The sequence below is a fragment of the Paludibacter propionicigenes WB4 genome (genome assembly GCF_000183135.1).
Classification (GTDB): Bacteria; Bacteroidota; Bacteroidia; order Bacteroidales; family Paludibacteraceae; genus Paludibacter; species Paludibacter propionicigenes.
On the sequence record NC_014734.1, the window covers coordinates 1,414,045 to 1,441,000 of the forward strand.

The window sequence follows — 26,956 nt, forward strand, 5'->3', positions numbered from 1 at the left end:
CTAAAATCAATTGATTACATCAGTTGATTTTTCGTTTTTAATTTCTTCGACCGGTTTTACATCCTCCACTTTTGTCTGGCTGATGAACAAGTATGCATTCTGAAGACTCAACTCATGTTCTTCAGGCAAAGCATTCCACTTGGCAAATTTCACTAAATCAGCCAGATTCAAAATCTGTTGCAAATTAAGATATGCCGATTTCTTTTCCAACTTAAGCCAACGTAAATGATCTAAAATTTCTTCCGAGGTCATTTCCATGCTGTTGACATCAAAGATTCTTTCAATATACTCGCGGATTACGTCGGTCAACTCAGTGTGATACTCTTTATACCTTCCTTGCTGCCACGACTTTTCCTGTTTAATCTTATCTAACTGATTAAGAGCCACAACATGAGCCGGTAAAAGTAATTTTATCTCTTTATCACTCAAAACAGGCTTTTTCTTGATAAACTTTTCATAAATGATATATAAAGCAACCAGTAATCCAAGAATTATAAACCCAAGCAGCACTCTTAAAAAGAAACTGCCCCAATTAAACTTTGAATTAAAAACAGGTTTGATATCAGCAATTTTATGCGAAGCTGTATCAATTTTAAATGGCTGAACAACCTTGAGAGAAAGAGACTTTGACCAAACAGTATCTCCATTCAGTACAAAAGGGAACGGAGGTATGTAAATTAGCGAATCTTTAAACGATGTAACCGTATAACGATGAGAAACAAGAAGTTGTCCATCAGGAGATTTTGCAGTATCAGCTTTCACAGGTTCTACTGTTTCCAGTCCACCAACAATAGTGTCGGAAAAAAGCGGCATTATCACGTGCTGTTTTGGCTGTTGAGAAACTACAAAAGTCAGATTCGTTTGATTTCCAATCCAGATAACAGCTGAGTCTAAACGAGCACTAACCGTTATTTTCTGAGCATGCACTTGTACACACCCAAAAACGAAGATTATTATTGCTAAAAAAAGAGATTTTCTCATACAAATTTTAAATTGTCAATCATTCTTTATGCTCTCATCTTGAATAACTTCATCAAAGCTCGAACGTAATCGTCGGAAGTACTCATAGAGACCAAATCAACACCGGATTTCGTAAAGGCTTTCTGCAGAGCCAACTGCCCTTCTCCCCAAGCGTGTTTAAACGTTGTTCGAAGCCTTTTATCGGAAGTATCTACCCAAACCCGTTCACCCGATTCTGCATCTTTCAGTTTTATTAAACCTACATTCGGCAGTTCGGTTTCACGAATATCATAAACCTGCATAGCAACCACATCATGCTTTCTGCTTGCAATGGTCAAATCTCTTTCAAAATTGGTATCAATAAAATCGGAAATAATAAATGCTGTTGAACTTTTCTTAATTGCGTTTGTAAGGTAGCGTAATGCTCCGGCAATATCAGTTTTGTTACTCTCCGGCTCGAAATCAATTAATTCCCTGATAATTTGGAGAACATGTTTTTTCCCTTTTTTAGGAGGAATAAATTTCTCTATTTTATCGGAAAAGAATATCACTCCGATTTTATCGTTATTCTGAATGGTTGAAAAAGCAAGTGTAGCAGCCACTTCGGTAAAAATATCCTTCTTTAACTGTGATACGGTACCAAACTCACGACTACCAGATACATCAATTAACAGTACCACTGTCAATTCACGTTCTTCTTCAAAAACCTTTATATACGGATGCCCAAAACGCGCAGTCACATTCCAATCAATCGACCTGATATCATCGCCGTACTGATATTCACGCACTTCGGCAAAGGTCATTCCACGACCCTTGAAAGCTGAATGGTATTCTCCTGCGAAAATATTCTTCGACAAACCACGTGTCTTAATCTCTATCTTCCGTACCTTCTTTAATAATTCACTGGTTTCCACGTATTCAATTTGTTTATTATCAATACCAATTTTCAATCACAACAAACAACATGTGAATAGTTCATTATGGCACTTCAACTGTATTCAAAATTTCAGTTATAATTTCGTCGGAAGTCATATTGTTAGCTTCAGCTTCATAACTTAACCCAATACGGTGACGCAATACATCATAACAAACTGCACGTATATCTTCCGGAATCACGTAACCTCTTCGTTTAATGAATGCATAAGCGCGCGCTGCCAATGCCAAATTAATTGAGGCACGAGGTGAAGCACCAAATGATATCATTTCTTTTAAAGAATCCAAACCATAATCCTGTGGAAAACGGGTTGCAAAAACAATATCTACAATGTAACGTTCAATTTTTTCGTCAATATAAACCTGACGAACAATATCACGGGCTTCGATAATATCTTTTGGAGTCAGAATTGGAAGTACGGTTGGTTTATCCTTCAACAAGTTCTGGCGGATAATCAATTTTTCTTCTTCTTTCTTAGGATAATTAATTATCACTTTCAACATAAAACGGTCTACCTGAGCTTCTGGTAAAGGATAAGTTCCCTCCTGCTCTATCGGGTTCTGAGTGGCCATTACCAAAAATGGCTCTTCCAGCTTGTAAGTCTGATCACCGATAGTCACCTGACGTTCCTGCATCGCTTCAAGCAAAGCACTCTGAACTTTGGCCGGAGCACGGTTTATTTCATCAGCTAAAACAAGGTTCGCAAAAATAGGCCCTTTTCTAATGCTGAATTCTTCTTTCTTTTGGCTATAAATCATTGTTCCGATAACATCAGCAGGCAGTAAATCCGGAGTAAACTGGATTCTACTATAATTACCTTTTATCAAATCTGACAATGTTTTGATGGCCAGAGTTTTTGCCAATCCGGGTACACCCTCGAGTAAAATGTGTCCATCTGAAAGTAAACCAATCAATAACGACTCTACCAAGTGTTTTTGACCGACAATTACTTTATCCATCCCCATGGTTAATGCATCAACAAATGAACTTTGTTTTTCTATGCGTTCATTAAGTTCCCTAATATCAACAGATTGAATCATATTATTTTATGTTTGTAATGTTGTTTTATTTGTTGAACAAATATAGTGTAAATTGAAGCGTTAAAGCATTGATTTAATATCTATTAACCACAATTTAGATTATTAAGTACAGAGGCTTTTTTATGGTGAAATTCTGCATTATTTTTCAATTCTTTGAATTAAAAAAGTTCTGCATAGTGTAAACAAATGCAGAACTTCTCTAATAAAATATCCTCAATAAATCATAACACTAAAAATCAACATCGCTAACCTAATCCTCTTTCTTTACATACAAATCATGCAGTTCCTTTGCTTTTTTTATACAGCGGGGATTAGCAGGGTCAATCAATCGATGATCCAATTTCGGTATACGAATCTGGGTACCTTCTGATATTCTGTCAGGATCTGGGATTCTGTCTTTATTAGCTTCATAAATATAAACCCAGAAGTCTTTACTTCCATAATATCTTTTTGCCATTATGGTTAATCGTCCGTTTGGCTTAACTGTTTCTGTTGCAATAAAAGCTTTATAAACTCTTGTTCTGTCAAACATTAACTGCAAGCTATCTACCGGCACTTTAGCCACGACAGAGTCATGGGTTGTAGTATCTTTAGGAGCAATCACTACTTTTCTTACAGGTATCGGAGCCGGTTTTTGCTTTGGTGTAAACCAGTTTGAAACCGTATTAAACATTTCAGTCATAGAGACTTTCTCCGAAGTTTTTAATATACTACTCTTTGCATCAGCAGCAGTTGAATTTGTGAAATTTCTAACAGGAGCATAGAACAAATAAAACCCGGAGAAAGTAACAAGAATCAATACAAATACAATCAAGGCTCTTACCCAGAATCTACGCAGCTTTCCGGGATGAATCTCTTTCAAAAACTCTGATGAATCGAATTGCACTTCTGAATTTTCTTCTTCCGGTTGCGATAGTCCAGCTAAATAATCCTTATTTGCAGAATCTTCCAAATCAAACTGCCGAACATCTTCAACGATATGAGAAGATGATATCGACACAACTTCCTCGTTTCTGTAATCACTATTTTCTACTACTCGCGAAGGTTCATTAAGCTGCTCATGAACTATCACTTCATCATCTTTATCCTGAGCTAAATTTTCTACAACTTCCCTTTCATACACCGGCTCAGGAACGTCCTCTTCTACAGGCAAAGTTTCTTTCTGATTTACTTCTTCTACCGAATCATCAACTGGTGAACCCTGTAATAGATAATCTGCATATTCAGCTCCGTCATGTATAGATTCAACGCTATCCGTAACGGGTTTTGGGCTTTCAACAGCAACATCCTGCTTTGGAGACAATGATTGAATCTCAGACAACAAATCTTTTATCTCCGATGCCTGATCATTAAATATACGCAACGGATCAAGCGCAACATCAGTCTTTTCCTGTTGTGGTTCTGGATTTTCTGAATCCAGTTCTACAGGCGTTAAATGAGCAAACGGTTCGTTTACCAAATCCTTTAATACAACATCAGGAGTAAATGTCACTTTGTAATAACCGGCTAGCAAAATATCTTCACCCGAATGAACATTCACACTCTTACGAGGCTCATTCCATTGAAGCTTAAAAGTGCCGAAATTCTTGATTTTTACCACATCACCCGAGAGTAAAGATTCCTCAATAGTAGAAATCATTACCTTCAAAAAATCTTCGGATACGCGTTTACTTACCTGTGCTTTTGATGAAACAAGGTCGATAACTTCCTGCGATGATATCTTATCCTTAATCATGATGTGGCAAGTCTTTAAGTTTTTCTTTCAAAATATTACTCTGCTTAAAGTTCACCACCAATTTTGGGGGGATAAGCGTACGAACCTGGGTGGAGGGATGAACAGACAGACGTTCTTCTTTTTTACGAATCTCAAAATTACCAAAACTTTGAAACCCAATTGTTTTGTTTTCAACCAATAATTCAGTACAAGTTGTAACTGTTGTATCCAACAAGTCAGCAACAACCGACTTTGGTGCATTTAGTTTAGCAGCCATACTGGCTATCAGTTCTTTGTGATTCATAATTTATAATTTGAAAAATCAGTTACAAGTTATAGATACAAACATTGCATCAAACCACCATACTAGTTGCTATAAGCGATTTCCTAGTTTCCGTAAAGATCAAAGTCTGTTGCATCAAAAATTCGGGCATTGAAAAACTCTCCCTGCCGCACACCTTCCGTCGAAGTAGGAATCAACACCTCCGGATCAACTTCCGGTGAATCATATTCTGTTCTTCCTACAAAATACTCATCTTCAACCCTGTCAATCATCACTTTCAGAGTTTTCCCAATTTTTGTCTGATTTATTTCAGCAGAAATAGTTTGTTGAAGAGACATTATTTCATTAACCCGGTTTTGTTTAACCTCATCCGGTATATTATCTTCATATGTTTTATAAGCATAAGTCCCTTCTTCATTCGAAAAAGCAAATGCTCCTAAACGTTCAAACCGGACTTTCTGAACAAAATTCTTCAATTCTTCAACATCCTCTTCCGTTTCTCCCGGATGTCCGAGCAACAAAGTTGTTCGAAGATGAATATCCGGAACTTCTTGTCGAATTTTATCGATCAGCTCATAAGTCTGAGCAGAAGTAATATTGCGCCGCATCTTACCCAACATATTATCACTCACGTGCTGCAAGGCAATATCCAAATAATTACACACATTATCCCGTTCGCGCATCACTTTCAGGATATCATACGGAAATTGGGTTGGATAAGCATAATGCAATCGAAGCCACTCCACTCCCTGTATATCCGACAATCTCTCAGTCAGTTCGGCCAACTTCAATGACTTATATCGATCTTGTCCGTAATATGATAAATCCTGAGCTATCAGTTGGAATTCCTTCACGCCTGATGCAACCAATCCTTTTACCTCATTTTCAATATCTTCGATAAAACGTGAACGATGACGACCTGTTATTATTGGGATAGCACAATATGAACAAGTGCGATTACAACCTTCTGATATTTTGATATATGCGTAATGATTGGGGGTTGTAAGTTTTCTTTCCAAACGTAAATCTGCACGATACTCCTGTCCTATCTCCTTCAAAATATCCGTGTAGTTGAATTTTCCATAGAACTTATCAACTTCAGGTATCTCAAGACTCAATTCATTCAAATATCTTTCAGACAAACAGCCCATTACAAAGAGCTTTCCTATCTTATTCTGCTTGCGCAAATCGGCAAATTGAAGGATAGTATTAATACTTTCCTCTTTTGCATCGCCAATAAATCCACAGGTATTAACAATAACTATTTCTCCATCGGGTTTTTCGGCATCATGCCTTACCTGATAACCAAGAGCATCAAACTGACGCATCAATTGTTCCGAATCTACCAGATTCTTTGAACAACCCAGCGTAACAACATCAACAATTCCTCTTTTACTAGAACTTCTCAACTTCCTTATTATTTATTATATAAACTATTCAAAGAGCGTTTCAACAAAACGGTCTTTATCAAAAACCTGTAAATGCTCCATTCCTTCACCCAACCCGATATATTTCACTGGGATTTTGAATTGATCCGAAATGCCAATCACAACACCCCCTTTGGCCGTCCCATCAAGTTTTGTTATAGCTAAGGCAGTTACATCAGTCGCTTTGGTAAATTGCTTGGCTTGCTCGAATGCATTCTGACCGGTTGATCCATCCAGCACTAGCAACACTTCGTTCGGTGCACTAGGTACAACTTTTTGCATGACGTTTTTAATTTTTGTCAACTCGTTCATCAGATTAATCTTGTTATGCAATCGTCCAGCAGTATCTATAATAACCACATCTGCATTATTTGCCTTAGCAGACGCTATCGTATCATAAGCAACAGATGCGGGATCTGCACCCATCTTTTGTTTGATAACAGGTACACCTGCCCGCTCACCCCAAATAACCAACTGATCTACTGCAGCTGCTCTAAATGTATCGGCAGCACCAAGATACACCTTCTTCCCCGCTTTTGTGAACTGATGCGCCAACTTGCCGATAGTAGTAGTCTTACCCACTCCATTAACTCCTACAACCATAATAACATAAGGTGTAGTAGGTAGTTCCGCATCAAAATCTATAGGTGTATCTGAGTTATTCTCAGCCAGCAAACCGGCAATTTCTTGTTTTAAAATTCCGTTTAACTCAGATGTATTTACATACTTATCTTGGGCAACACGCTTTTCTATACGTTCTATTATGCGCAACGTAGTCTCTACACCTACATCAGAAGTTATAAGCACCTCTTCCAGGTTATCGAGCACTTCATCATCTACTTTCGATTTTCCGGCAACTGCACGTGTAAGTTTTGAGAAAACACTCTCTTTTGTTTTCGAAAGTCCCTGATCAAGCGTTTCTTTCTTTTCTTTACTAAAAATATTAAATAAACCCATTTTAATTGTTTTTCTTTTTTTAAACCCTCAAACTCAGATTTCACTCCTGCTAAGATACTGAATTATCATTAGTTCATTGAGAATAAGCTTACAAAATTAAACCTTTTTTCTGAGCTAATTGCAAAGAAAATCTACTCATTTTGAGAAACAGAGTATTTTTATGCTATAATTCCAATTGCTTTTATCTCTTTTAAACAGAAGTAGCTTTACTCCTCCACACTTCCACCTAGCATTTCATCCATCATAAACCTCATAAAATCGACATGTAAAGCGTCAGCAAAATAATTTTAAACCCACTTATCAAAAACACAACTATAAAAAAAATCCCCTCATTAATGTAAATGAAGGGATCTCTTTAATTATTTTAGAACGATCTTATTTTGCGAAATAATCTTTCACTTTATCGTTGTGTACAATTTCTTCCTGGAACGAATAAGCACCGGTTTTAGGCGATTTCACCATCTTGATAACCTTTGCGAATGAACGTCCTTCTCCACTTTGTAGAGATGCAACCGCTTTCTTTGCCATGATTCAGATATTATTTAATTTCTTTGTGTAAAGTTACTTTCTTCAAAATTGGGTTGTATTTTTTCAACTCCAAACGTGCCGGTGTGTTTTTTCTGTTTTTCACAGTTATATAACGTGATGTTCCGGGCAGACCACTTTCTTTATGCTCTGTGCATTCCAAAATAACTTGGACTCTTGCTTCTTTCGATTTTTTTGCCATTGTGTAATTCTCCTAAAAATTATGCGTATAAATAGCCCTTTTCTGACGCTTTTTTAATGGCAGCATCTAATCCAATTTTGTTGATGGTACGTAATCCATTAGCTGAAACATTCAAGCTAACCCAAGTATCTTGTTCTACCCAATAGAATTTCTTTGTAAACAAGTTCACATCAAATGTTCTTTTGGTACGACGTTTTGAGTGTGATACGTTGTTTCCTACCATTGCTTTTTTACCGGTAATCTGACAAATTTTTGACATTTCTATATCTTTTTATTGTTTACATTTTTTCTCAAAAACAGTGTGCAAAAGTATAGTATTTTTTCCAGATATACAAACTTTTCGCTCTTTAAATCTCAACATTTCTGCTCTTTAAGCCAAACAGCAAGATAAAACACTGTAAATATAGCACTTACACTACAAAATTTCTTTCAACATTAATAAAGCAGCCTGAGTTGCCCGTATTATATTTTGCTCACGTAAAGAACCAAATTTAAATTCCCGGCTGATAGTTTTATCTTCCGAACTTACTGCAATCCAAACTGTTCCAACAGGTTTCTCTGCGGTTCCTCCCGAAGGACCTGCAATACCCGATGTTGCAATAGAAACATCACTTCGCAGCAGCTTTCTAGCACCTTCTGCCATCTGCTCAACAACGGACTTACTTACCGCCCCATCGTTTTCTAAATCAGTAGAAGACACTTGCAGTACTCCTGTTTTTATATCATTGGAATAAGCTACAACCGAGCCTTTAAAAAACTCAGAGCTCCCGGGTATTAGCGTTAACTCATGAGCAATATTACCTCCGGTGCAACTTTCTGCAGTTGCAACCATCAAACCTTTAGACTTAAGTAAATCACCTACCAAATTTGATATGGAAACATCTTCATAAGCGACAATTGCTTTTCCAAGTAGTTGTGAAAGTTTATCCACCTGCTGATTGATACTAAACTGTAAAGCTAACACATCATCAAGCTGTCCGCTTAAACGCAGCTTCACCACCCCTGAATTAGGCAAATAAGCAAGATGAATATATGCTGGCAATTCTTTTTCCCAATCAGCAATTTTTATAGCTAGCGCAGATTCGGGATATCCATAAACCTGCACTGTTTTATGGATTAACACGGGTGCACTGTAGTGGTTCTGTAATCGGGGAATTATCTCGCTTGTCATAACCTGCTTCATTTCATACGGCACTCCCGGCATGGACACGATCACCTTTCCATCCTTCTCAAACCATGTTATCGGCGCTGTTCCAACCTTATTCTGTATTACGGTACAATTCTCCGGCACCATAGCCTGAGAACGGTTAAGATCATTCAGACCATAGTTTGGCCGATTCGAAAACAATTGCTTAATGTTATCCAACACCGATTCATCAAATACAAGTCTGGTATCAAAATACTTAGCCAGCGTTTGCTTGGTTATATCATCGTTTGTTGGACCAATCCCTCCTGTAAACAGAACTATATCAGCTCTACCCAAGGCTAGATCCAAAGACTCAATAATATGTCTTTCATCGTCATGAATCGATGTTATTTGCGCTAGTTCGAATCCACATTTATTCAACTCAGTCGCCATCCATGCTGAATTTGTATCAACAATCTGACCAATCAGAATTTCATCGCCAATAGTGATAATTTCGACCTTAACCCTATCTGTATTCATGCTATTTATTCTTTTTAAATTCTTTATCCGCTATTTCAAGTTGTTCAAACCATTCAGTTCCAAATCTGCGAATTAATGGCTCTTTTAAAAACTGATATACTGGAACACCTAATTTACCACCAAGCTTACGGGCATAACCACACACACTCCAACGGTGGTAATTAACAGCTGTAAATTCATCATATTTTTGAAGACGAACCGGATATAAATGACAGGAAATAGGTTTATAAAAATTGGTCTTACCCTCACGAAACGCTTTTTCAATTGCACATTTACAAACGCCTGACTCATCTGTGTACGTAAATACACATTCCGCACCGTTCACTATCGAAGTCACGGGCTCTCCATCCTGATCGATATAGGAAACACCTTGTTTGTTGATAACCGACTTAGAAGCTTCAGATAAATCATCCCAAATCACCGGGAGCAAATCCTCTATTATTTTTACTTCTGCCTCTTCCAAAGGTGCCCCATCATCGCCTTCAATGCAACAAATTCCTTTACAAGAATTTAAATCGCACACAAAGCGTTCTTCCAACAACTCCAGACTTATTATAGTATCATCAATTTGCAACATTTTTCCGTTTTTTAGAGAACAAAATTATAAGATAAAATCTATTTATTGGTCGTCATGACCTTTCAATACCGGCAAGCTAATATGATACTTAACTGCCAAAACTCTTGTAATAATAACTGACAGAGCCGAGAAAAGCTGTGTAAACGTTGGAGACATATCCATTCTACTACATCCCCAAAACACCAATCCCCCAATTACACAAGCCAAGGCATATATGTCTTTTCTGAATATTAATGGCAACTCATTAATTAACATATCTCTTGTAATACCTCCGACAGACCCAGTAATCATACCCATCACAATCGCCACCCAGAAAGGGAATCCAGCATCGAGTGAACGTTCAATACCTACAACAACAAATAGGCCCAACCCAATCGCATCAAAAATAAAAAATGTGTTATTCAACCGAATAAGATATTTCCCAAACAAGATAACTGAAAGTAAGGCAAGTCCGGTAACAATCAAATAAGAAGATTGAAGCATCCAGAACGGAGTTACATTCAACAACAAATCCCGGGTGGTTCCACCTCCGATTGCCGTTACAAGACCAACCACATAGGCACCAAACCAATCGAACTTTTTTGCTGAGGCCAATCTAATTCCACTTATTGCAAAAGCAAAAGTTCCTGCATAATCTATTAAATTGATAAAATTCATCTCAATTTATACCTGTTTAGACATTCTCTCTTTAATTATAACAAAAAAGAAAGCGCATCAAAAAATTTGATACGCTCCAATTATATTTTTTGATACCAATTATTTCTTTTCAGGTGCAGCTGTTGGTTTCGCCTGAGTTTTGGCAGCTTCAGTTTTTTCTCCAAAATCTGGAGTCACTACTCCGGGTTCGCTTTGTTTAGCCTGTTGTACTTGTTCTTTTATTTCAGAATCGTTAGCTGCTGAAACAGCTTGATGCTTATGAACACCTACAGATATAATTGATAATAGAACAACGCCAATTACCAATCCCCAAGTCATTTTTTCAACAAAATCAGTTGTTTTTCTTACACCCATGATTTGATTTGAAGACGAAAAACCGGCAGATAATCCACCACCTTTCGAGTTTTGCACCAAAACAAATAAGGTTAGTAATATAGACAGAACAACGATTAAAATGATAATAGCAATGTACATAATATTGTTTATTTTTTTGAGTTTGTGATAATCTTTTCTAAAAATCGAATTTGGTCTGCAAAGTAAATACTTTTTTTCGGATTATTCAAATTTAAAGCCCTCAATATTTCAATTGCTTCCGCGTATTTTCTCTCAGCAATAAGCTTTTTAGCTATTTCTTCCGTCACTTCACTTTTAGTGTCAATTAATTTCCTCTCTACAGTTTCTTCAGCGAGATCAACAACGGCTTGCTTTTGATTTTCTTTATGAATTTCCGGAGTTCGATGATTCGTAGGAGAAGCTACAATAGATCGAGCCATTTTCAGGCGTTCTGCCAAATTCTTTAATGATAGCTTCGTATCCCCTCCCTCCGATTCGACTAAGTCAATCATATCAAAATAATCGCCCGCCGATTTAGTTTTGTTTGACAAACTGCGACGATAGGGCTCCGACACTATCAATTTCTCCGGGTAAAGATAATAATACAACCAACGTCGACTAGAACAATAAAGCGATGCAGTTCTGAGGCCAGTAGCAAACTGAATACTATTCGATTGTTTCAAAGCCTTGGTATGGAAAATTCTGGCTGAAGCAAAATATGGATACGAATCAACCAACTCCTTTAAGTCGGACACGTGATTATTCGTAACCAACTCCGGCTTATCAACGACTGATATGAATTCCTCGTGTGTCATTCTAATAAAAACATTTTGAGACTAAAATAAAACAACAACAAATCAGACTAATACTCAACTCTAAACGAATTTACCATTTAGCCACCGTGTCGTTATATATATTATCCACTATATCACTTATCATTTGTTTAATCAATTGATCCTGTACATCATTCAACATCAGAGTACTATCAAAAGATTGGAAAGCCGTGTATGATTTATCAAAATCATCTTCCGAATTTTTATTATTGGTAAACCGAACCTTAAGTGTCAATGTGATTTTAGTTTTGGAAGCATAAGAATCGGCCGTAATTGCCATCGGCGTTAACTGATATCCCACAATTTCGCCTTCCAAATGCAAATCTCCTCCTTTCTTTACTGCTTGTAAGCGGGTTTGCTTACTATACGCATCTCTCAACGCCTCTGAAAACTCCTGCGACAGGGGTGGATAAACCAGTTCGGCATTATTGGGAAAATCGGAAATTGAAATTGTTTTAATTTTTGTATAGTCAATATTAGAACCATTAAACTTGTAGGATATTGAGCAAGATGAAAGCAACAACATTATCCCTATTAAGAATAAAGTCCCATTCAGTTTCTTAAGCCATGTGCGATTTAATAAGTTCATATATCTATTATTATTCAATTCCGTATTCTTTAATTTTCCGGTATAAAGTTCGTTCAGAGATATCAAGCTCGTCAGCCGCCAATTTTCGCTTCCCTTTGTATTTATCAAGCGTCATTTTGATCATCTCTCTTTCCATACCAGCTAGAGTTAGAGGTTTCTGCATTGATTCGACCTCGTGATACTCTTCTGCATCCTGTATCGGCTCAGCCTCATCATAATGATTTTCGAAAGGTTTCGCGTCTCTTACAACCTTCTCGTTTTGATATTCAACAGGTGAATTTGATGCTGAAATTATTGTATCTTTCCTATTTAAAAAAGCTGTGGAATAATTTATATCATCATGTTTTATATCAATATTTTGGGTGCTTATGATTTCGTGAACAATTTTCTTTAGATCTGTCATATCTTTTTTCATATCAAAAAGTACTTGATACAAAATTTCTCGTTCACTATTAAAGGTTTTAGCATCATTTGTTGATGATGAGAATAAAGCCGGTAGCCTCTCCACGTCATCTTTAGGTAAATAAGCTCTTAATATTTGAGCTGTTATTTCTCTTTGCTGCTCAATGACTGATATTTGTTCTGTAATATTTTTAAGTTGTCTAACATTTCCATTCCAATAATAGTTCGATAAAAGTTGTCTCGCATCTTCTGTCAGCCTTACAGCCGGCATGCGGTATTTTTCTGCAAAATCGGATGCAAATTTTCTAAACAACAAGACAATATCTTCCTTCCTTTCTCTTAAAGCTGGTACCGAAATAGGCACAGTATTAAGTCGGTAGAATAAATCTTCCCTGAATTTTCCATCTCGGGTAGCTTGAGTCATATTCAAATTTGTAGCAGCTACTACCCTAACATTTGTTTTTTGCGTTTTAGAAGACCCGACTTTAATGAATTCACCTGTTTCAAGCACACGCAACAATCTCACTTGCGTTGATAAAGGTAATTCTCCTACCTCATCAAGAAATATTGTACCTCCATCAGCAACTTCAAAATAGCCTTTTCTATCAGCTGTTGCTCCAGTAAACGATCCTTTTTCGTGACCGAAGAGTTCTGAATCTATTGTACCCTCAGGTATAGCTCCACAATTTACAGCAATATAAGGTCCATGTTTCCTGTGGCTATAATAATGTATAATCTGGGGAAAATTCTCCTTACCCACACCACTTTCACCTGTTATTAATACAGACAAATCAGTTGGGGCTACTTGTACAGCAATATCAATTGCTCTGTTTAGTATTTCAGATGTACCAATAATACCAAAGCGCTGTTTGACAGCTTGTATTTCTGATTGTTGCATATATTCTAGGAATTTACACTGTAATTATGGCATAATAAACATGACAAAATTACTAAATAAATAAAGAACTATAACCTAAAAAAAATAAAATATAGCCAAAGATACTTTTATTACAGAAAACTAAATAAGTATTGACGATCATTACAAAAACTACAAGCCAATCAAATAACAATTTCACAAAAAAAAGAAGTAGAATTATTTATTCTACTTCTTTTTTTGATTGTCAATTTTAACTCTATACTATTTCTTCCCTTTTATGGATTTATCTAATCCATCAATAGCTCGCAAAGCAACTTCGTCCGCTGGATTAATAGCTAATATCTTATTCCAATATACTTTTGATTGAACGTAGTCCTTTTTTTGAAAATAATAGTAACCCAAATATCTTGAGCATTCAATTATGATTGAATTGTATCTAACATCGGCCTTAGGTTCAACAATAGCAAGAGTTTGTTCGTAATAAGGTTTAGCTAATCCAAAATTAGTTTCAGTCTCAAGCCCAAAATTCGCTAATGCCCTCCAACGACTTCCTCTATATACCGTAGGTTCTAGGGTAACTACTTTAGCGAAAAGCGTATCAGCTTTTAACAGGTTGTTCCTTTTTAAAGTTGCATCAATTTTTTCAGCATTTGCATAGTTATAATACAATTTACCTAAATCCAAATATACATCAGCATTGATTTTATCTTCAGTCAAAAGACTAACATACTTATTATATGTTATAATAGCATTATTGTAATCTAACTTCTCAGCATACATATCTGATATATCCTTGATAAATCCGATCTGTTTGTTATCTAGATCATAAGCCTTTTTGAATTGCTCAATGGCCAAATCATATTGTTTTTTAGCACGCAATGCATTTCCATAATATGTATAATCGTAATACGATATTTCAGGGTTGTCAGATTTATTAAAAAAAGCATCTGCATACTTAAGTGCATCATCATATTTCTGTAATGATACGCAGTTATACATTGCTAGACGATTAAATACAGGATTTCTTGGAGATTTTTGCAGTCCTAATTGAGCTACTTCCAACGATTTATTAAAATCACCACTATAAAAAACAGACGAAGCATATTTTGTAAAGTCTGCTACGCTTGTGTTACCAGATTTCAAATAATTATCATAATACTCTGTAGCTTGCTTAAACTCGTTGTTAGAGTAATACAAATCACCAAGTTCTCTGTCAGCAAGCAAGAAAGATGGCTCCTTAGCTTTTAATTCGTTAAGTTTTGAGATTGCTAAAGGTGAATTAACCCCTCTATAAGCTCTAGCATACTTAATATAAGCCTCTTTACAATTAGCATCATAAAGTATAGCCATTTCGTAATTACTACATGCTGCACCAACATCTTTTTTGGCTAATTCAATATCACCAGATAAAACAGCTAAAGGTGCATATTTTACCTTAATGTTTTTAGCTTTTTCTCTGTAGTTTATTGCGTCATCAAATTGTCCATTTGCTAAATAAGATTCAGCAGCAGCAATATAAAAATCAGGATTCTTCTTTGCAACAGGCAGTTTCAGGGTACTTTGAATTTCTTGTTCTGCAGCCTTAGGATTAGATTTAATCTTAAGCATAGCCAGTCCTATTGAATTCAGTGCGTTGGCACCTTCGCCTGTCAGTCCTTTATTAAAATAATATGTTGAAGAATCTGTCTTATTTTCGCCAAAATATATTTTACCTAAATAGTAGCATGTTTCTGAACTGGTTGTTGGATCTGTAGTAAGCTCACTTAACAACAATGGCTTTGCTACGTCGGGAAACCCAGCTTTATAATACGATATTCCCTGTCCACCTCTGGCTTGTACAGTAAAGCTTGCAACCAATAAAATTAAAATGAGAGATAAAAAGATACGTTTCATGTAGCTTGTAGTATAAAATAGTTTATGATTATTCGTCTTTAATGTTCACAATCCGTATAGGTTGTGTTGCCGGAACCAATCCGGATTTTAATATAATTCTTTGCCCTCTATCTCCTGTCATAAAAGATGTAAGACTTGATGGCATAGATCCTCTTGGGTCATTTACAATAACATAAATAGTTCTTGTAAATGGATAATATCCGTAAAACAAATAGGCTTGAAAAGGTTTATAACTATTTGATGTCGTTGCTTCTTCTTCAGAACTAACAGACATTACTCGTATTTCATTTTTAAAAGATAGGTTTGTTGTGTCTTTTTCATTCCCCAACCAATTTACTCCAATTACTCCAATTGCATTTGGTGTTTTTGAAACATAATCAATTACTTCAGGATTTGTATTTTGTGCAGACAAAGATGATGCCAGTTTTTGTCCTCTACAGATAGAATCTATTGCATATCTTACAGTACTTGAATTTTTATTGTCAAATACGATCTGAAATTTTCCTAGTTTTGATTTTGGATATATATCTTTCCAGTTGGTAACCTTCCCTGTTAGAATGCTTTTAATCTGATCTACAGAGATTAATGAATCAGGATTGTGATTGTTTATTATCAGTGCAATTCCGTCTGTAGCCAACTTATAGGAACGCGGTGAAAATTTTCTGCTTTTAAATGACAACTCTTCATTGGAAGATAGCGGACGAGTTGCAATAACAAATCGTACGCTATCCTTCAATAGAAGATTTATAGCATCTACCTCATTTGTATAATGAGGTACGATGCCTGCTTTAGGATACATAGCTTCAAATACATCTACTTCTTCTTGAATAATTGGTTTGAAATTTTCATCTACTGCAATTGGAATAACTCCCTCTGTATATGTATCTGTAAATTTGTCCTTAACCTTGGGCTGACATGAGACCAAAAATAATATGAAGAAAAAAGAAAGTAATTTGAATCTAATCATGTTTATTAATTCAATTTGAATGTTATTGGCAATGTATACCAAACTGAAACATTTACACCATTTTGTTTTCCAGGTATAAACTTAGGAAGTGATTTTACAACTCTCACAGCTTCTTTATCACATGCAGTATCTAAAGATCTTACTACTTCAACCTTATCTACTGTACCTGATTTCGAAACCACAAAACGTAAAGTTACTTTTCCCTGTACTCCATTTTCGGCAGCTATAGGAGGGTAATTTAAGTGGTCTCTAATATACTTTAATAATTCAACATCGCCACCAGGAAAAACAGGCATCTGTTCAATAACAGTATATACTTTTTCTTCCACTTCCTGAGTAACTGCTTGCTTTACGTCAGCAATATCCTTACCTCCTGTTTCATCGTTTCCTTTTACGTCAGCGATTGAAATAGCAGTTTTTGTATTATTAAGCATTTCCTGACTTTTGAACTCTTCTTTTACTTCTTCGTCCTTTTTAATGACCGGAGCAGTAAATTTAATCGAACTTTTTAAAGCTGGTGGAGGTTCAACCGCCTTAGGCTTCTTTATATCATTCTTTACTTCAGGTTTTTCCAATTTTGATAATGTTGTAACTTCGGTCACTACTTCTCTTTCTTTTGGTTTAACCATTTCAATCAATTTTGGTAAGCTAAATCCAACAATAGCTACAACTGTAATAATTATCATCGCAGTATTATGTCTTTTGTTAGATTCGCCACGTAATTGATACGCGCCGTATTGCTTGTTCTTACCTTGAAAAACAAGTTCACGCCATTCCAAGGAAGTTAAATCTATTTTTGCCATCTTGTTAATATTTTGGTCATTTAACTATTTAGAGGATCCTTGACTTAGTGTACCTTTGTTTCGCAAATTCCTAATTAAAAAATAATCTCCAGGTGTTATCTTGTCAATAACATACTTTCCAATATTACAAATTTGCATTTCATCAAGTGCATCAATCAAATTCTTATAGGTTGCTCTATCAGATGCTTTTATAATTACAGTCGGTGTACCCTTTCCGCCTTTTATCTCGGAAACCTGTTTTTTAAATTCTTCTTGACTAATTTTCAACTGAACTTTTTGTTCTTTCAAGTCATTGATCTTATTTACTGCCACTGTGTTGCGTTTCAATAAAAATGCTCTCAAACCATCAGCTTTATAAGAACTTAGTTTTAAAGAATTATAATCCTTAACATCTGCCTGGCCAGTATAATAAAATACTGAATCACCACCTGTCAAAAGCAATGTTACTGCCTCCGAAGCCTTTACAGCATCTTTATCTTTTTCCGTAATTTTATTATCATTAGTCGGCATGCTTATTTCCATCGTTTGAGGTTTACTCAACGATGTACATAACATAAAGAAAGTAATCAGCAACATGTTCATATCCACCATAGGTGTAAAATCGACGTGAACGCTAATTTTTTTCTGTTTACTGCCACCTTTCTTCTTTTTTCCTCCGCCTTCGTTACTTTGTATTTCAGCCATAATTTTGTTTATTTTTTATTAGCAGTTTCATTCTTAAGTGACGTAATCAGATTGTACCTGTTTTCTCTCAAATCCAAAAGAGAATTCATTACATTTTTAATTACTTTATAGGGCGTTTTCTGGTCAGCCTTAATAGCTATCCTAAATGCAGGATTAACCGCTTTAGCTTTTTGTATCCATACTTTAAACTGATTGTCAAGACTATCAGTTGGTATACCATAATTACCAAGTACTTTATCTTGTTCCTCTCCCTTTAAGGCTAAAAAAGCTTTCATACTTTTTATGGGTATTCCAAATGTCTGTGCAATTTTGAACTTTTTCTTTTCTTGTTCAGTAAATGTCACTCCATAATGACTACCCACACTATCCAAGGTATTTACCATATCGGCTTGTTTATCCATGCTCATGAATACCTTTCCTTTAGGATCTATCAAAATTGACAGAACATTCGTTTCGGGTATTTTGATCTCAGAAACAGACCCCGGAGTTGTTACTTGTACTGGCTCTTTTTTCACGAACGTAGAAGTTAACATGAAAAAAGTAAGCAGAAGCACTGTAACGTCGCTCATCGCGGTCATATCGATACGGGTACTCTTCCTTGCTACTTTTACTTTAGACATAATTTCGCTTTATTTTAGGTTGATTACTTGTGAGATGCAGCAAATGTTTGTACGATAGAGAAACCTACTTCGTCAATAGAGAAAGTAAGTGAGTCAATTTTACTTGTGAAATAGTTATACGAAATAACAGCTAAAGCACCTGTTGCGATACCGAAAGCAGTATTAATCAAAGCCTCAGAAATACCTTGAGAAAGTGCCATAGAATCTGTACCACCAGCACCTGCTAATGAAGCAAACGAACGAATCATACCGATTACCGTTCCTAACAGCCCCATCAACGTACCTAATGTTGTGATAGTAGCAATAACAGGTAGATTTTGGCTTAACATTGGTAATTCCAAAGCAGTAGCTTCTTCAACCTCTTTTTGAATAGCCAGAATTTGTTGTTCTTTTGATAATGTTTTATCTTCTTCTACCTCTGCATATTTTACCAAAGCAGATGTTACTACATTACCAACTGATCCTTTTTGTTTATCGCAAATTGCTGTTGCACCTGCGATATCACCTTTGGTCAATGCTGTTTTGATTTCCTGAACAAATTTAGCCAGATTACCTTTACCTTGTGCTGATTTTATAGCAAAAAATCTTTCTACACTTAAAGCCAATACTGTAAGTAATAATGTTTGAATGATCGGAACAATGAAACCTCCTTTATAAACTGTACCAAGTAAATTACCATCAAGTGGGTGATTATTAGGATCTCCATTTACAAAGTTTGCCGGGTTACCGAACACATAGTGAAAAATTGCAATTGCAAGTACGAAACATGCAGCAATAACAAGACCTGATGATTTAATACCGGTGAATTGTTTACCTTTTTTTGGTTGTTTTTGATTCTTTGCCATAACGTTTTTTTTATTAGTATTATTTTTTATAATTGTTTTCAAAAATATTTATAGATATTATTTTATAGAATTTAATATAATCACAGAAATATGAAAGACTTACAATACAATTCCTAGAATTTTAAACATTCAACTAGAGAGACATTCAATCAAGTATATTTATTCAGGTATTATTTATAACGAGCACAAAAATAGCAACAAAATCATTAAAGTTGATGCTTTTTACAATTTTTAATTGTATTTTTTTGCAGACGCCTGAATTTCACAGAAATATAACATACAGAACGTTGTTTTTCATATAAAATACTGTAAATAATGTGAGATTTATAATACAGTTTTATGACAGAAATAACTAACTTAACTTATTGTTCGAAAATCATTCTTTGATTAGTCCTCTTATAAATATCTGGCATTTCCCAGCTATTTTTTACTATTCATCTAATCGCATTCGAAAATACAATAGAATGATTAGTATGATTAAAAACTAAATTTTTTCAGTCAAAAATTCATATGATTTATTCCTCCGATTACCGAGAATACGCTATTTTACAGACAACTACACACTTAAGTACAGAGGCAAAATACACATTTTTTTGTATTAAATTGCATTATAAATTCAGCATTCAAATATATAAAAAAAAACAATTTATAAGCATAAACCTGCACCTTTTTTCAATACATTTTCATTAAAAAATTCTACTTTTTGGGCTGTATCATTCCATTGCGAAAATTTCAGAAACCATATATATTTATTATTTCATCATTGAATAAAAAGAATGAATAAATAGATAGAAATTGTATACATACAGTATATATATACAACGCAATATTGCAATTTCTACGATGCATGATTATACGAAATAAAAACGCTGCAATCTAAATAATTCTAATCAAAGTTAGCTGCATTTCGTAAATCAAATCGTATTTTTTGCCTGTATTTGACTTACGGGCATAAAAAAAAGCCTCACACAATTTCTTGTATGAGGCTTTAAAAACGGCGGCTATCTACTCTCCCACTTTGCAGCAGTACCATCGACGTGGACAGGCTTAACTTCTCTGTTCGGAATGGGAAGAGGTGGAACCCTGTCGCTATAACCACCTAAATACGGTTTATTTAGTTGACAGATTATTGGTTAATTAGTTGGTTAGTTATGATTGGTATTAAACCAATTACTTATTACACTTAATTACTCAATTAACTTGTTATAATAGATAATTGAAAAAGAAGAGAGAAAAATACGCAAAGAGCGGGTTTGTTTCCTTTATCTCTACCTTTATTATTCCCCTTTAGGGGTTAGGGGTAGATTAGGGGTTCTAAAAAAGCTATCGGGCAATTAGTATCACTCGGCTCTACATTTCTGTTATACACCTGTGACCTATCAACGTGGTAGTCTTCCACGACCCTCAATGGAAATCTAATCTTGAAGATGGCTTCGTGCTTAGATGCTTTCAGCACTTATCCAAACCGAACGTAGCTACTGGGCAGTGCTCCTGGCGGAACAACCCATCGACCAGAGGTTCGTCCAACACGGTCCTCTCGTACTAGTGTCAGACCTTCGCAAATTTCCTGCGCCCACAACAGATAGGGACCGAACTGTCTCACGACGTTCTGAACCCAGCTCGCGTGCCACTTTAATGGGCGAACAGCCCAACCCTTGGGACCTTCTCCAGCCCCAGGATGTGACGAGCCGACATCGAGGTGCCAAACCATTCCGTCGATATGAGCTCTTGGGAATGATCAGCCTGTTATCCCCGGAGTACCTTTTATCCTTTGAGCGATGGCCCTTCCATACGGAACCACCGGATCACTATGCCCTAGTTTCCTACCTGATCGACTTGTCGGTCTCTCAGTCAAGCGCGCTTATACCATTATACTCTACGACCGGTTACCAATCGGCCTGAGCGCACCTTTGGAAGCCTCCGTTACACTTTTGGAGGCGACCACCCCAGTCAAACTACCCACCATACAGTGTCCTCCCTACAAGGGAGTTAGAACTCAAATAATCAAAGGGCCGTATTTCAAGGGTGACTCCACAAACACTAGCGTGCCCGCTTCGCAGTCTCCGGCCTATCCTACACATTAATTACCCAAATTCAATGTAAAGTTGCAGTAAAGGTTCACGGGGTCTTTCCGTCCCGTTGCGGGTAATCGGCATCTTCACCGATACTACAATTTCACCGAGCTCACAGCTGAGACAGTGCCCAGATCGTTACACCATTCGTGCAGGTCGGAACTTACCCGACAAGGAATTTCGCTACCTTAGGACCGTTATAGTTACGGCCGCCGTTTACTGGGGCTTCAATTCAATGCGTCTCTTGCGATAACATCTCCTCTTAACCTTCCAGCACCGGGCAGGTGTCAGGCCATATACTTCATCTTTCGATTTTGCATAGCCCTATGTTTTTGTTAAACAGTCGCCTGGGCCATTTCTCTGCGGCTTCTCATTCAACATGAGGAAGCGCCCCTTCTCCCGAAGTTACGGGGCTATTTTGCCTAGTTCCTTAGCTGTGAATCACTCGAGCGCCTTAGTACGCTATACTTGACCACGTGTGTCCGTTTGTGGTACGAGTACTTATAAGATTAACGTTTAGCGGATTTTCTTGGGAGTCTGATTACATCCATATCCGATTGCACAAGTGCGCTCGGTACTATCAGGTTCGACTCTAGGAGCGGATTTGCCTACCCCCGTCAATATCTACACCCTTTAACGACCTATTCCGTCAGGCCGCAGGACTTTCACTGCTCCGTCCCCACTTCACTCTTATAAGTAGTACTGGAATATTAACCAGTTCTTCCATCGGCTTCGCCTATCGGCTATACCTTAGGCCCCGACTAACCCTGATCCGATTAGCGTTGATCAGGAAACCTTAGTCTTCCGGCGGGGAGGTTTCTCGCCTCCCTTATCGTTACTTATTCCTACATTTGCTTTTCCAGCCGCTCCAGAGTAAGTTGTCCTTACGCCTTCAACGCTGTACTGGAATGCTCCCCTACCAATTATACAATGTATAATTCCATAGCTTCGGTAATATGCTTATGCCCGATTATTATCCACGCCAAACCGCTCGACTAGTGAGCTGTTACGCACTCTTTGAATGAATGGCTGCTTCCAAGCCAACATCCTAGCTGTCACTGCAGTTCGACTTCGTTAATTCAACTTAGCATATATTTGGGGACCTTAGCTGATGGTCTGGATTCTTTTCCTCTCGGACATGGACCTTAGCACCCATGCCCTCACTGCTGCAAAACATTTATATGCATTCGGAGTTTATCAGGACTTGATAGGCGGTGAAGCCCTCGCATCCAATCAGTCGCTCTACCTCATATAAACTATTGCAACGCTGCACCTAAATGCATTTCGGGGAGTACGAGCTATCTCCAAGTTTGATTAGCCTTTCACCCCTACCCACAAGTCATCCGAACACTTTTCAACGTATACCGGTTCAGTCCTCCATTTCGTGTTACCGAAACTTCAACTTGCTCATGGGTAGATCACTTGGTTTCGCGTCTACTCCCACTGACTATGGCGCCCTGTTAAGACTCGCTTTCGCTTCGGCTGCGTACCTGAAATACTTAACCTTGCCAGTGAAAGTAACTCGTAGGATCATTATGCAAAAGGCACGCTGTCACACCACGAAGGTGCTCCAACCGCTTGTAAGCGAACGGTTTCAGGATCTATTTCACTCTTCTATTCGAAGTACTTTTCACCTTTCCCTCACGGTACTGGTTCACTATCGGTCTCTGGGGAGTATTTAGCCTTACCGGATGGTCCCGGCAAATTCATACAGGATTTCTCGTGTCCCGCACTACTCAGGATACTGCTATCAAAATAAAACTTTACCTGTACGGGATTATCACCCTCTATGATCGATCTTTCCAAATCGTTCCAGTTCGTTTTTATTCCAAATATCGCAGTCCTATAACCCCAACAATGCATTACTACATCATTGGTTTGGGCTTCTCCGCGTTCGCTCGCCACTACTTGCGGAATCACTTTTGTTTTCTTCTCCTAAGGGTACTTAGATGTTTCAGTTCCCCTCGTTCGCCTCCCGCATAGCGGGATAACATAGCTTCACTATGTTGGGTTGCCCCATTCGGAAATCTCGGGATCATAGGTTATTTGCACCACCCCCGAGCTTATCGCAGCTTATCACGTCCTTCATCGCCTCCCAGAGCCAAGGCATCCACCGTTCGCTCTTATTTGCTTTTTTTATTTCTTGTTTGCTCGTATCCATAGTTATCAGACGCATTTACATGCGTCTCTACAAATACTCAATGCTTAACTTTAGATTACTCTATCGCAAAGCATTGCTTTACTACTTTTTCTCTCTTTCTTTCAATATATCAAAGATCGCTATTGAATGAATAATTAATAATTGATAATTAATAATTATTTTGTCTCACGACAATTATTCATTTAATGTGTTGATTGTTAGTGGTTCAATACTAATAATCTGTATTACTTTTTTGCTATTCTTCAAAAAAAAACAACCCGCTGGTCGATTTTTGTGGAGAATATCGGGCTCGAACCGATGACCCCCTGCGTGCAAGGCAGGTGCTCTAAGCCAACTGAGCTAATCCCCCGAGTATTTTCAGTTATCAGGGAACACTTATCAGTTATCAGTTCTTCAACTGTTCACTGTTCACTGCTCACTGTGAACTGTTGTTGTAGTCCCAGGCAGAGTTGAACTGCCGACCTCTACATTATCAGTGTAGCGCTCTAACCAACTGAGCTATAGGACTGAATTTCAGTTATCAGTCATCAGCTTTCAGTTATCAACTTCTCTTGTGTAACTACCGTTTTCAGTTATCAGTCATCAGGTATCAGTTATCAGCATTCTCTGTAACTTGCATTACCGCTGACTGTTCACTGTTTACTGTTCACTGCTGACTGTATTTATATCATAAACAACATAATGTAGTACTCAAAAAGTTTGCACTTTCCTTGTATACCACTTTTCTACTAAGTTTCGATAACATCGCTCCAGAAAGGAGGTGTTCCAGCCGCACCTTCCGGTACGGCTACCTTGTTACGACTTAGCCCCAGTTACTAGTTTTACCCTAGGACGCTCCTTGCGGTTACGTACTTCAGGTCCCCCCAGCTTCCATGGCTTGACGGGCGGTGTGTACAAGGCCCGGGAACGTATTCACCGCGCCATGGCTGATGCGCGATTACTAGCGAATCCAGCTTCACGGAGTCGAGTTGCAGACTCCGATCCGAACTGAGAGAGGCTTTAAGAGATTAGCATCTTGTCACCAAGTAGCAACCCTCTGTACCCCCCATTGTAACACGTGTGTCGCCCCGGACGTAAGGGCCGTGCTGATTTGACGTCATCCCCACCTTCCTCACACCTTACGGTGGCAGTCTCAATAGAGTCCTCAGCTTAACCTGTTAGTAACTATCAATAGGGGTTGCGCTCGTTATGGCACTTAAGCCGACACCTCACGGCACGAGCTGACGACAACCATGCAGCACCTACACATCTGCTATTGCTAGAAGACCTGTTTCCAAGTCGGTCAGATGCATTTCAAGCCCGGGTAAGGTTCCTCGCGTATCATCGAATTAAACCACATGTTCCTCCGCTTGTGCGGGCCCCCGTCAATTCCTTTGAGTTTCATTCTTGCGAACGTACTCCCCAGGTGGAATACTTAACGCTTTCGCTTTGCCACATACAGTATATCGCATACAGCTAGTATTCATCGTTTACTGCGTGGACTACCAGGGTATCTAATCCTGTTTGATCCCCACGCTTTCGTGCCTCAGCGTCAGTTGTATCCCAGTAAGCTGCCTTCGCAATTGGTGTTCTGTGTTATATCTAAGCATTTCACCGCTACACAACACATTCCGCCTACCTCATTTACACTCAAGACCCTCAGTTTCAATGGCAATTTTACGGTTGAGCCGCAAACTTTCACCACTGACTTAAGGGTCCGCCTACGCACCCTTTAAACCCAATAAATCCGGATAACGCTCGGATCCTCCGTATTACCGCGGCTGCTGGCACGGAGTTAGCCGATCCTTATTCGTAAAGTACATACAATAGAGTACACGTACTCTTTTTTATTCCCTTACAAAAGAAGTTTACAATCCATAGAACCTTCTTCCTTCACGCGACTTGGCTGGTTCAGGCTCTCGCCCATTGACCAATATTCCTCACTGCTGCCTCCCGTAGGAGTCTGGTCCGTGTCTCAGTACCAGTGTGGGGGACCTTCCTCTCAGAACCCCTAATGATCGTTGCCTTGGTGAGCCGTTACCTCACCAACTAGCTAATCATACGCATGCCCATCTGTAAGCCATAAATGTTTAACCACTAAACCATGCAGTTCAGTGGTATTATGCGGTATTAGTCCGAATTTCTCCGGGTTATTCCCCTCTTACAGGTAGGTTGCATACGTGTTACTCACCCGTGCGCCGGTCGCCACCAAAGTATTGCTACCTTTATGCTGCCCCTCGACTTGCATGTGTTAGGCCTGTCGCTAGCGTTCATCCTGAGCCAGGATCAAACTCTTCGTTGTATCTTTTTTTATTTGCTCGGATGCTATCTATTCCTAAATTTATTGTAGAAAATTGACGTGGTATAAAAAATCTTTGTATCCTTTGACAGATACTCCCATTTATAAAAAATGTTCCCTTTCCTTATACTACATTATTTGTTGTTCATGTATTCTCAAAGATCGATGCTTGATACCCCTAACCCCTAAAGGGGAATTTGGAAGTTGCACTTCGCAGTGCAGTTGTTTATCAAGACTTCTAATGTTACTACAAAATAGCTCCCTATTTTATAACTTGTTTTGCTTTCGTTCTACCCTCAAATTTTGTGAGACAAACGGGCTGCAAAGATACTGCTTTTTCTCAATATACCAAACTTTATTAGAAAAGTTTTGATTTTTATTTTCAAGAAAATTTGTCGGGAAAACTTAATTTTATCCAACTTAACTGTTTTTTAATCAGTCAGTTATTAAACCATTTTTAAACCCAAAGCTTCTCTCTCAAAGCGGCTGCAAAGGTAATGCTTATTTTTAAACTACCAAACTTTTTGAGAAAAATAATTTCTTTATTTATTTGACACCTCTTTTCATTACCTAACTACCGTGCTTCTCTCTCAAAGCGGGTGCAAAAGTAGTCACTTTATACATACAATCCAAATCATTTTACCTTTTATTTCTGCT

23 protein-coding genes, 2 tRNA genes and 3 rRNA genes are annotated in these 26,956 nt (G+C 37.6%); all 28 read right to left on the reverse strand.

All coding sequences use genetic code 11. The annotated features are described in order from the left end of the window. Positions 1-6: 6 nt before the first annotated feature. The 28 genes from PALPR_RS05805 to PALPR_RS05935 all read right to left on the reverse strand — a co-directional run bounded on the left by PALPR_RS05805 (position 7) and on the right by PALPR_RS05935 (position 26,302). The gene (locus PALPR_RS05805) at positions 7-981 is read right to left on the reverse strand and encodes a hypothetical protein (RefSeq protein ID WP_013444682.1); all 975 of its coding nucleotides are present in this window, start codon (positions 979-981) and stop codon (positions 7-9) included. 26 nt (positions 982-1,007) lie between these two features. Further along, positions 1,008-1,874, reverse strand: a complete 867-nt coding sequence (locus PALPR_RS05810) for a DUF58 domain-containing protein (protein ID WP_013444683.1) — start codon at positions 1,872-1,874, stop codon at positions 1,008-1,010. Positions 1,875-1,938: 64 nt separating this feature from the next. After that, positions 1,939-2,934, reverse strand: coding sequence for an AAA family ATPase (locus PALPR_RS05815; protein WP_013444684.1), 996 nt, complete (start codon positions 2,932-2,934; stop codon positions 1,939-1,941). Between the two features lie 250 nt (positions 2,935-3,184). Then, entirely contained in the window at positions 3,185-4,669 is a 1,485-nt protein-coding gene (locus tag PALPR_RS05820) for an HU family DNA-binding protein (RefSeq protein ID WP_013444685.1), read from the reverse strand. Continuing rightward, on the reverse strand, positions 4,662-4,952 hold the full coding sequence (locus PALPR_RS05825) for an HU family DNA-binding protein (RefSeq protein ID WP_013444686.1): 291 nt from the start codon (positions 4,950-4,952) through the stop codon (positions 4,662-4,664). Before PALPR_RS05825 ends, PALPR_RS05820 begins: the two co-directional genes overlap by 8 nt. An 83-nt stretch (positions 4,953-5,035) precedes the next feature. Beyond that, entirely contained in the window at positions 5,036-6,340 is a 1,305-nt protein-coding gene (rimO, locus tag PALPR_RS05830; protein WP_013444687.1) for a 30S ribosomal protein S12 methylthiotransferase RimO, read from the reverse strand. A gap of 24 nt (positions 6,341-6,364) precedes the next feature. Next, positions 6,365-7,315 (reverse strand): signal recognition particle-docking protein FtsY, encoded by a 951-nt coding sequence (ftsY, locus tag PALPR_RS05835; RefSeq protein ID WP_013444688.1) that lies wholly within the window; start codon positions 7,313-7,315, stop codon positions 6,365-6,367. A gap of 375 nt (positions 7,316-7,690) precedes the next feature. Next, a complete protein-coding gene (locus tag PALPR_RS15660; RefSeq protein WP_013444689.1) occupies positions 7,691-7,843 on the reverse strand; it encodes a DUF4295 domain-containing protein in 153 nt (50 codons plus the stop codon). A 10-nt stretch (positions 7,844-7,853) separates the two neighbouring features. Next, positions 7,854-8,042 carry a 50S ribosomal protein L33 gene (gene rpmG / locus PALPR_RS05840; RefSeq protein WP_013444690.1) on the reverse strand — a complete coding sequence of 63 codons (189 nt, stop codon included), beginning with the start codon at positions 8,040-8,042 and terminating at the stop codon, positions 7,854-7,856. A 19-nt stretch (positions 8,043-8,061) separates the two neighbouring features. After that, positions 8,062-8,301, reverse strand: coding sequence for a 50S ribosomal protein L28 (gene rpmB, locus PALPR_RS05845; protein ID WP_013444691.1), 240 nt, complete (start codon positions 8,299-8,301; stop codon positions 8,062-8,064). A 156-nt stretch (positions 8,302-8,457) separates the two neighbouring features. Continuing rightward, entirely contained in the window at positions 8,458-9,708 is a 1,251-nt protein-coding gene (locus PALPR_RS05850; protein WP_013444692.1) for a competence/damage-inducible protein A, read from the reverse strand. A gap of 1 nt (position 9,709) precedes the next feature. Further along, on the reverse strand, positions 9,710-10,285 hold the full coding sequence (locus PALPR_RS05855) for a DUF3109 family protein (RefSeq protein WP_013444693.1): 576 nt from the start codon (positions 10,283-10,285) through the stop codon (positions 9,710-9,712). Positions 10,286-10,327: 42 nt separating this feature from the next. Further along, positions 10,328-10,942 carry a trimeric intracellular cation channel family protein gene (locus PALPR_RS05860; protein ID WP_013444694.1) on the reverse strand — a complete coding sequence of 205 codons (615 nt, stop codon included), beginning with the start codon at positions 10,940-10,942 and terminating at the stop codon, positions 10,328-10,330. A gap of 99 nt (positions 10,943-11,041) precedes the next feature. Further along, positions 11,042-11,416, reverse strand: coding sequence for a preprotein translocase subunit SecG (gene secG, locus PALPR_RS05865; RefSeq protein WP_013444695.1), 375 nt, complete (start codon positions 11,414-11,416; stop codon positions 11,042-11,044). Between the two features lie 8 nt (positions 11,417-11,424). Then, complete coding sequence (locus tag PALPR_RS15340; protein ID WP_013444696.1) at positions 11,425-12,090, reverse strand: hypothetical protein; 666 nt, start codon at positions 12,088-12,090, stop codon at positions 11,425-11,427. A 70-nt stretch (positions 12,091-12,160) separates the two neighbouring features. Beyond that, the gene (locus PALPR_RS05875; protein ID WP_013444697.1) at positions 12,161-12,697 is read right to left on the reverse strand and encodes an LptE family protein; all 537 of its coding nucleotides are present in this window, start codon (positions 12,695-12,697) and stop codon (positions 12,161-12,163) included. Positions 12,698-12,707: 10 nt separating this feature from the next. Further along, a complete protein-coding gene (locus PALPR_RS05880) occupies positions 12,708-13,997 on the reverse strand; it encodes a sigma-54 interaction domain-containing protein (protein WP_013444698.1) in 1,290 nt (429 codons plus the stop codon). A 240-nt stretch (positions 13,998-14,237) separates the two neighbouring features. Continuing rightward, positions 14,238-15,869: a tetratricopeptide repeat protein gene (locus PALPR_RS15910; RefSeq protein ID WP_013444699.1), complete on the reverse strand. Its 1,632-nt coding sequence runs from the start codon at positions 15,867-15,869 to the stop codon at positions 14,238-14,240. 28 nt (positions 15,870-15,897) lie between these two features. Continuing rightward, the gene (locus PALPR_RS05890; RefSeq protein WP_013444700.1) at positions 15,898-16,836 is read right to left on the reverse strand and encodes a PstS family phosphate ABC transporter substrate-binding protein; all 939 of its coding nucleotides are present in this window, start codon (positions 16,834-16,836) and stop codon (positions 15,898-15,900) included. A 5-nt stretch (positions 16,837-16,841) separates the two neighbouring features. Further along, positions 16,842-17,639 (reverse strand): energy transducer TonB, encoded by a 798-nt coding sequence (locus tag PALPR_RS05895; protein WP_013444701.1) that lies wholly within the window; start codon positions 17,637-17,639, stop codon positions 16,842-16,844. 24 nt (positions 17,640-17,663) lie between these two features. Next, complete coding sequence (locus tag PALPR_RS05900; RefSeq protein ID WP_013444702.1) at positions 17,664-18,323, reverse strand: ExbD/TolR family protein; 660 nt, start codon at positions 18,321-18,323, stop codon at positions 17,664-17,666. A gap of 8 nt (positions 18,324-18,331) precedes the next feature. Beyond that, on the reverse strand, positions 18,332-18,943 hold the full coding sequence (locus PALPR_RS05905; RefSeq protein WP_013444703.1) for an ExbD/TolR family protein: 612 nt from the start codon (positions 18,941-18,943) through the stop codon (positions 18,332-18,334). A 23-nt stretch (positions 18,944-18,966) separates the two neighbouring features. Further along, positions 18,967-19,788, reverse strand: a complete 822-nt coding sequence (locus PALPR_RS05910; RefSeq protein WP_013444704.1) for a MotA/TolQ/ExbB proton channel family protein — start codon at positions 19,786-19,788, stop codon at positions 18,967-18,969. 992 nt (positions 19,789-20,780) lie between these two features. Next, positions 20,781-20,891 (reverse strand): 5S ribosomal RNA (rrf, locus tag PALPR_RS05915). A gap of 211 nt (positions 20,892-21,102) precedes the next feature. Next, positions 21,103-23,997, reverse strand: a 23S ribosomal RNA gene (locus PALPR_RS05920). Positions 23,998-24,295: 298 nt separating this feature from the next. Further along, positions 24,296-24,370 (reverse strand) — tRNA-Ala (locus PALPR_RS05925). Between the two features lie 85 nt (positions 24,371-24,455). Beyond that, a tRNA-Ile gene (locus PALPR_RS05930) sits at positions 24,456-24,529 on the reverse strand. Positions 24,530-24,774: 245 nt separating this feature from the next. After that, a 16S ribosomal RNA gene (locus PALPR_RS05935) occupies positions 24,775-26,302 on the reverse strand. Together the 16S, 23S and 5S rRNA genes with 2 tRNA genes alongside form the textbook arrangement of a ribosomal RNA operon. Positions 26,303-26,956 lie beyond the last annotated feature (654 nt).

Coding starts and splice junctions, on each gene's coding strand:
- PALPR_RS05805 (WP_013444682.1), bottom strand. CDS start 981: ATGAGAAAATCTCTTTTTTTAGCAATAATAATCTTCGTTTTTGGGTGT.
- PALPR_RS05815 (WP_013444684.1), bottom strand. CDS start 2,934: ATGATTCAATCTGTTGATATTAGGGAACTTAATGAACGCATAGAAAAA.
- PALPR_RS05820 (WP_013444685.1), bottom strand. CDS start 4,669: ATGATTAAGGATAAGATATCATCGCAGGAAGTTATCGACCTTGTTTCA.
- PALPR_RS05825 (WP_013444686.1), bottom strand. CDS start 4,952: ATGAATCACAAAGAACTGATAGCCAGTATGGCTGCTAAACTAAATGCA.
- ftsY (WP_013444688.1), bottom strand. CDS start 7,315: ATGGGTTTATTTAATATTTTTAGTAAAGAAAAGAAAGAAACGCTTGAT.
- PALPR_RS15660 (WP_013444689.1), bottom strand. CDS start 7,843: ATGGCAAAGAAAGCGGTTGCATCTCTACAAAGTGGAGAAGGACGTTCA.
- rpmG (WP_013444690.1), bottom strand. CDS start 8,042: ATGGCAAAAAAATCGAAAGAAGCAAGAGTCCAAGTTATTTTGGAATGC.
- rpmB (WP_013444691.1), bottom strand. CDS start 8,301: ATGTCAAAAATTTGTCAGATTACCGGTAAAAAAGCAATGGTAGGAAAC.
- PALPR_RS05850 (WP_013444692.1), bottom strand. CDS start 9,708: ATGAATACAGATAGGGTTAAGGTCGAAATTATCACTATTGGCGATGAA.
- PALPR_RS05855 (WP_013444693.1), bottom strand. CDS start 10,285: ATGTTGCAAATTGATGATACTATAATAAGTCTGGAGTTGTTGGAAGAA.
- PALPR_RS05860 (WP_013444694.1), bottom strand. CDS start 10,942: ATGAATTTTATCAATTTAATAGATTATGCAGGAACTTTTGCTTTTGCA.
- secG (WP_013444695.1), bottom strand. CDS start 11,416: ATGTACATTGCTATTATCATTTTAATCGTTGTTCTGTCTATATTACTA.
- PALPR_RS15340 (WP_013444696.1), bottom strand. CDS start 12,090: ATGACACACGAGGAATTCATATCAGTCGTTGATAAGCCGGAGTTGGTT.
- PALPR_RS05875 (WP_013444697.1), bottom strand. CDS start 12,697: ATGAACTTATTAAATCGCACATGGCTTAAGAAACTGAATGGGACTTTA.
- PALPR_RS05880 (WP_013444698.1), bottom strand. CDS start 13,997: ATGCAACAATCAGAAATACAAGCTGTCAAACAGCGCTTTGGTATTATT.
- PALPR_RS15910 (WP_013444699.1), bottom strand. CDS start 15,869: ATGAAACGTATCTTTTTATCTCTCATTTTAATTTTATTGGTTGCAAGC.
- PALPR_RS05890 (WP_013444700.1), bottom strand. CDS start 16,836: ATGATTAGATTCAAATTACTTTCTTTTTTCTTCATATTATTTTTGGTC.
- PALPR_RS05895 (WP_013444701.1), bottom strand. CDS start 17,639: ATGGCAAAAATAGATTTAACTTCCTTGGAATGGCGTGAACTTGTTTTT.
- PALPR_RS05900 (WP_013444702.1), bottom strand. CDS start 18,323: ATGGCTGAAATACAAAGTAACGAAGGCGGAGGAAAAAAGAAGAAAGGT.
- PALPR_RS05905 (WP_013444703.1), bottom strand. CDS start 18,943: ATGTCTAAAGTAAAAGTAGCAAGGAAGAGTACCCGTATCGATATGACC.
- PALPR_RS05910 (WP_013444704.1), bottom strand. CDS start 19,788: ATGGCAAAGAATCAAAAACAACCAAAAAAAGGTAAACAATTCACCGGT.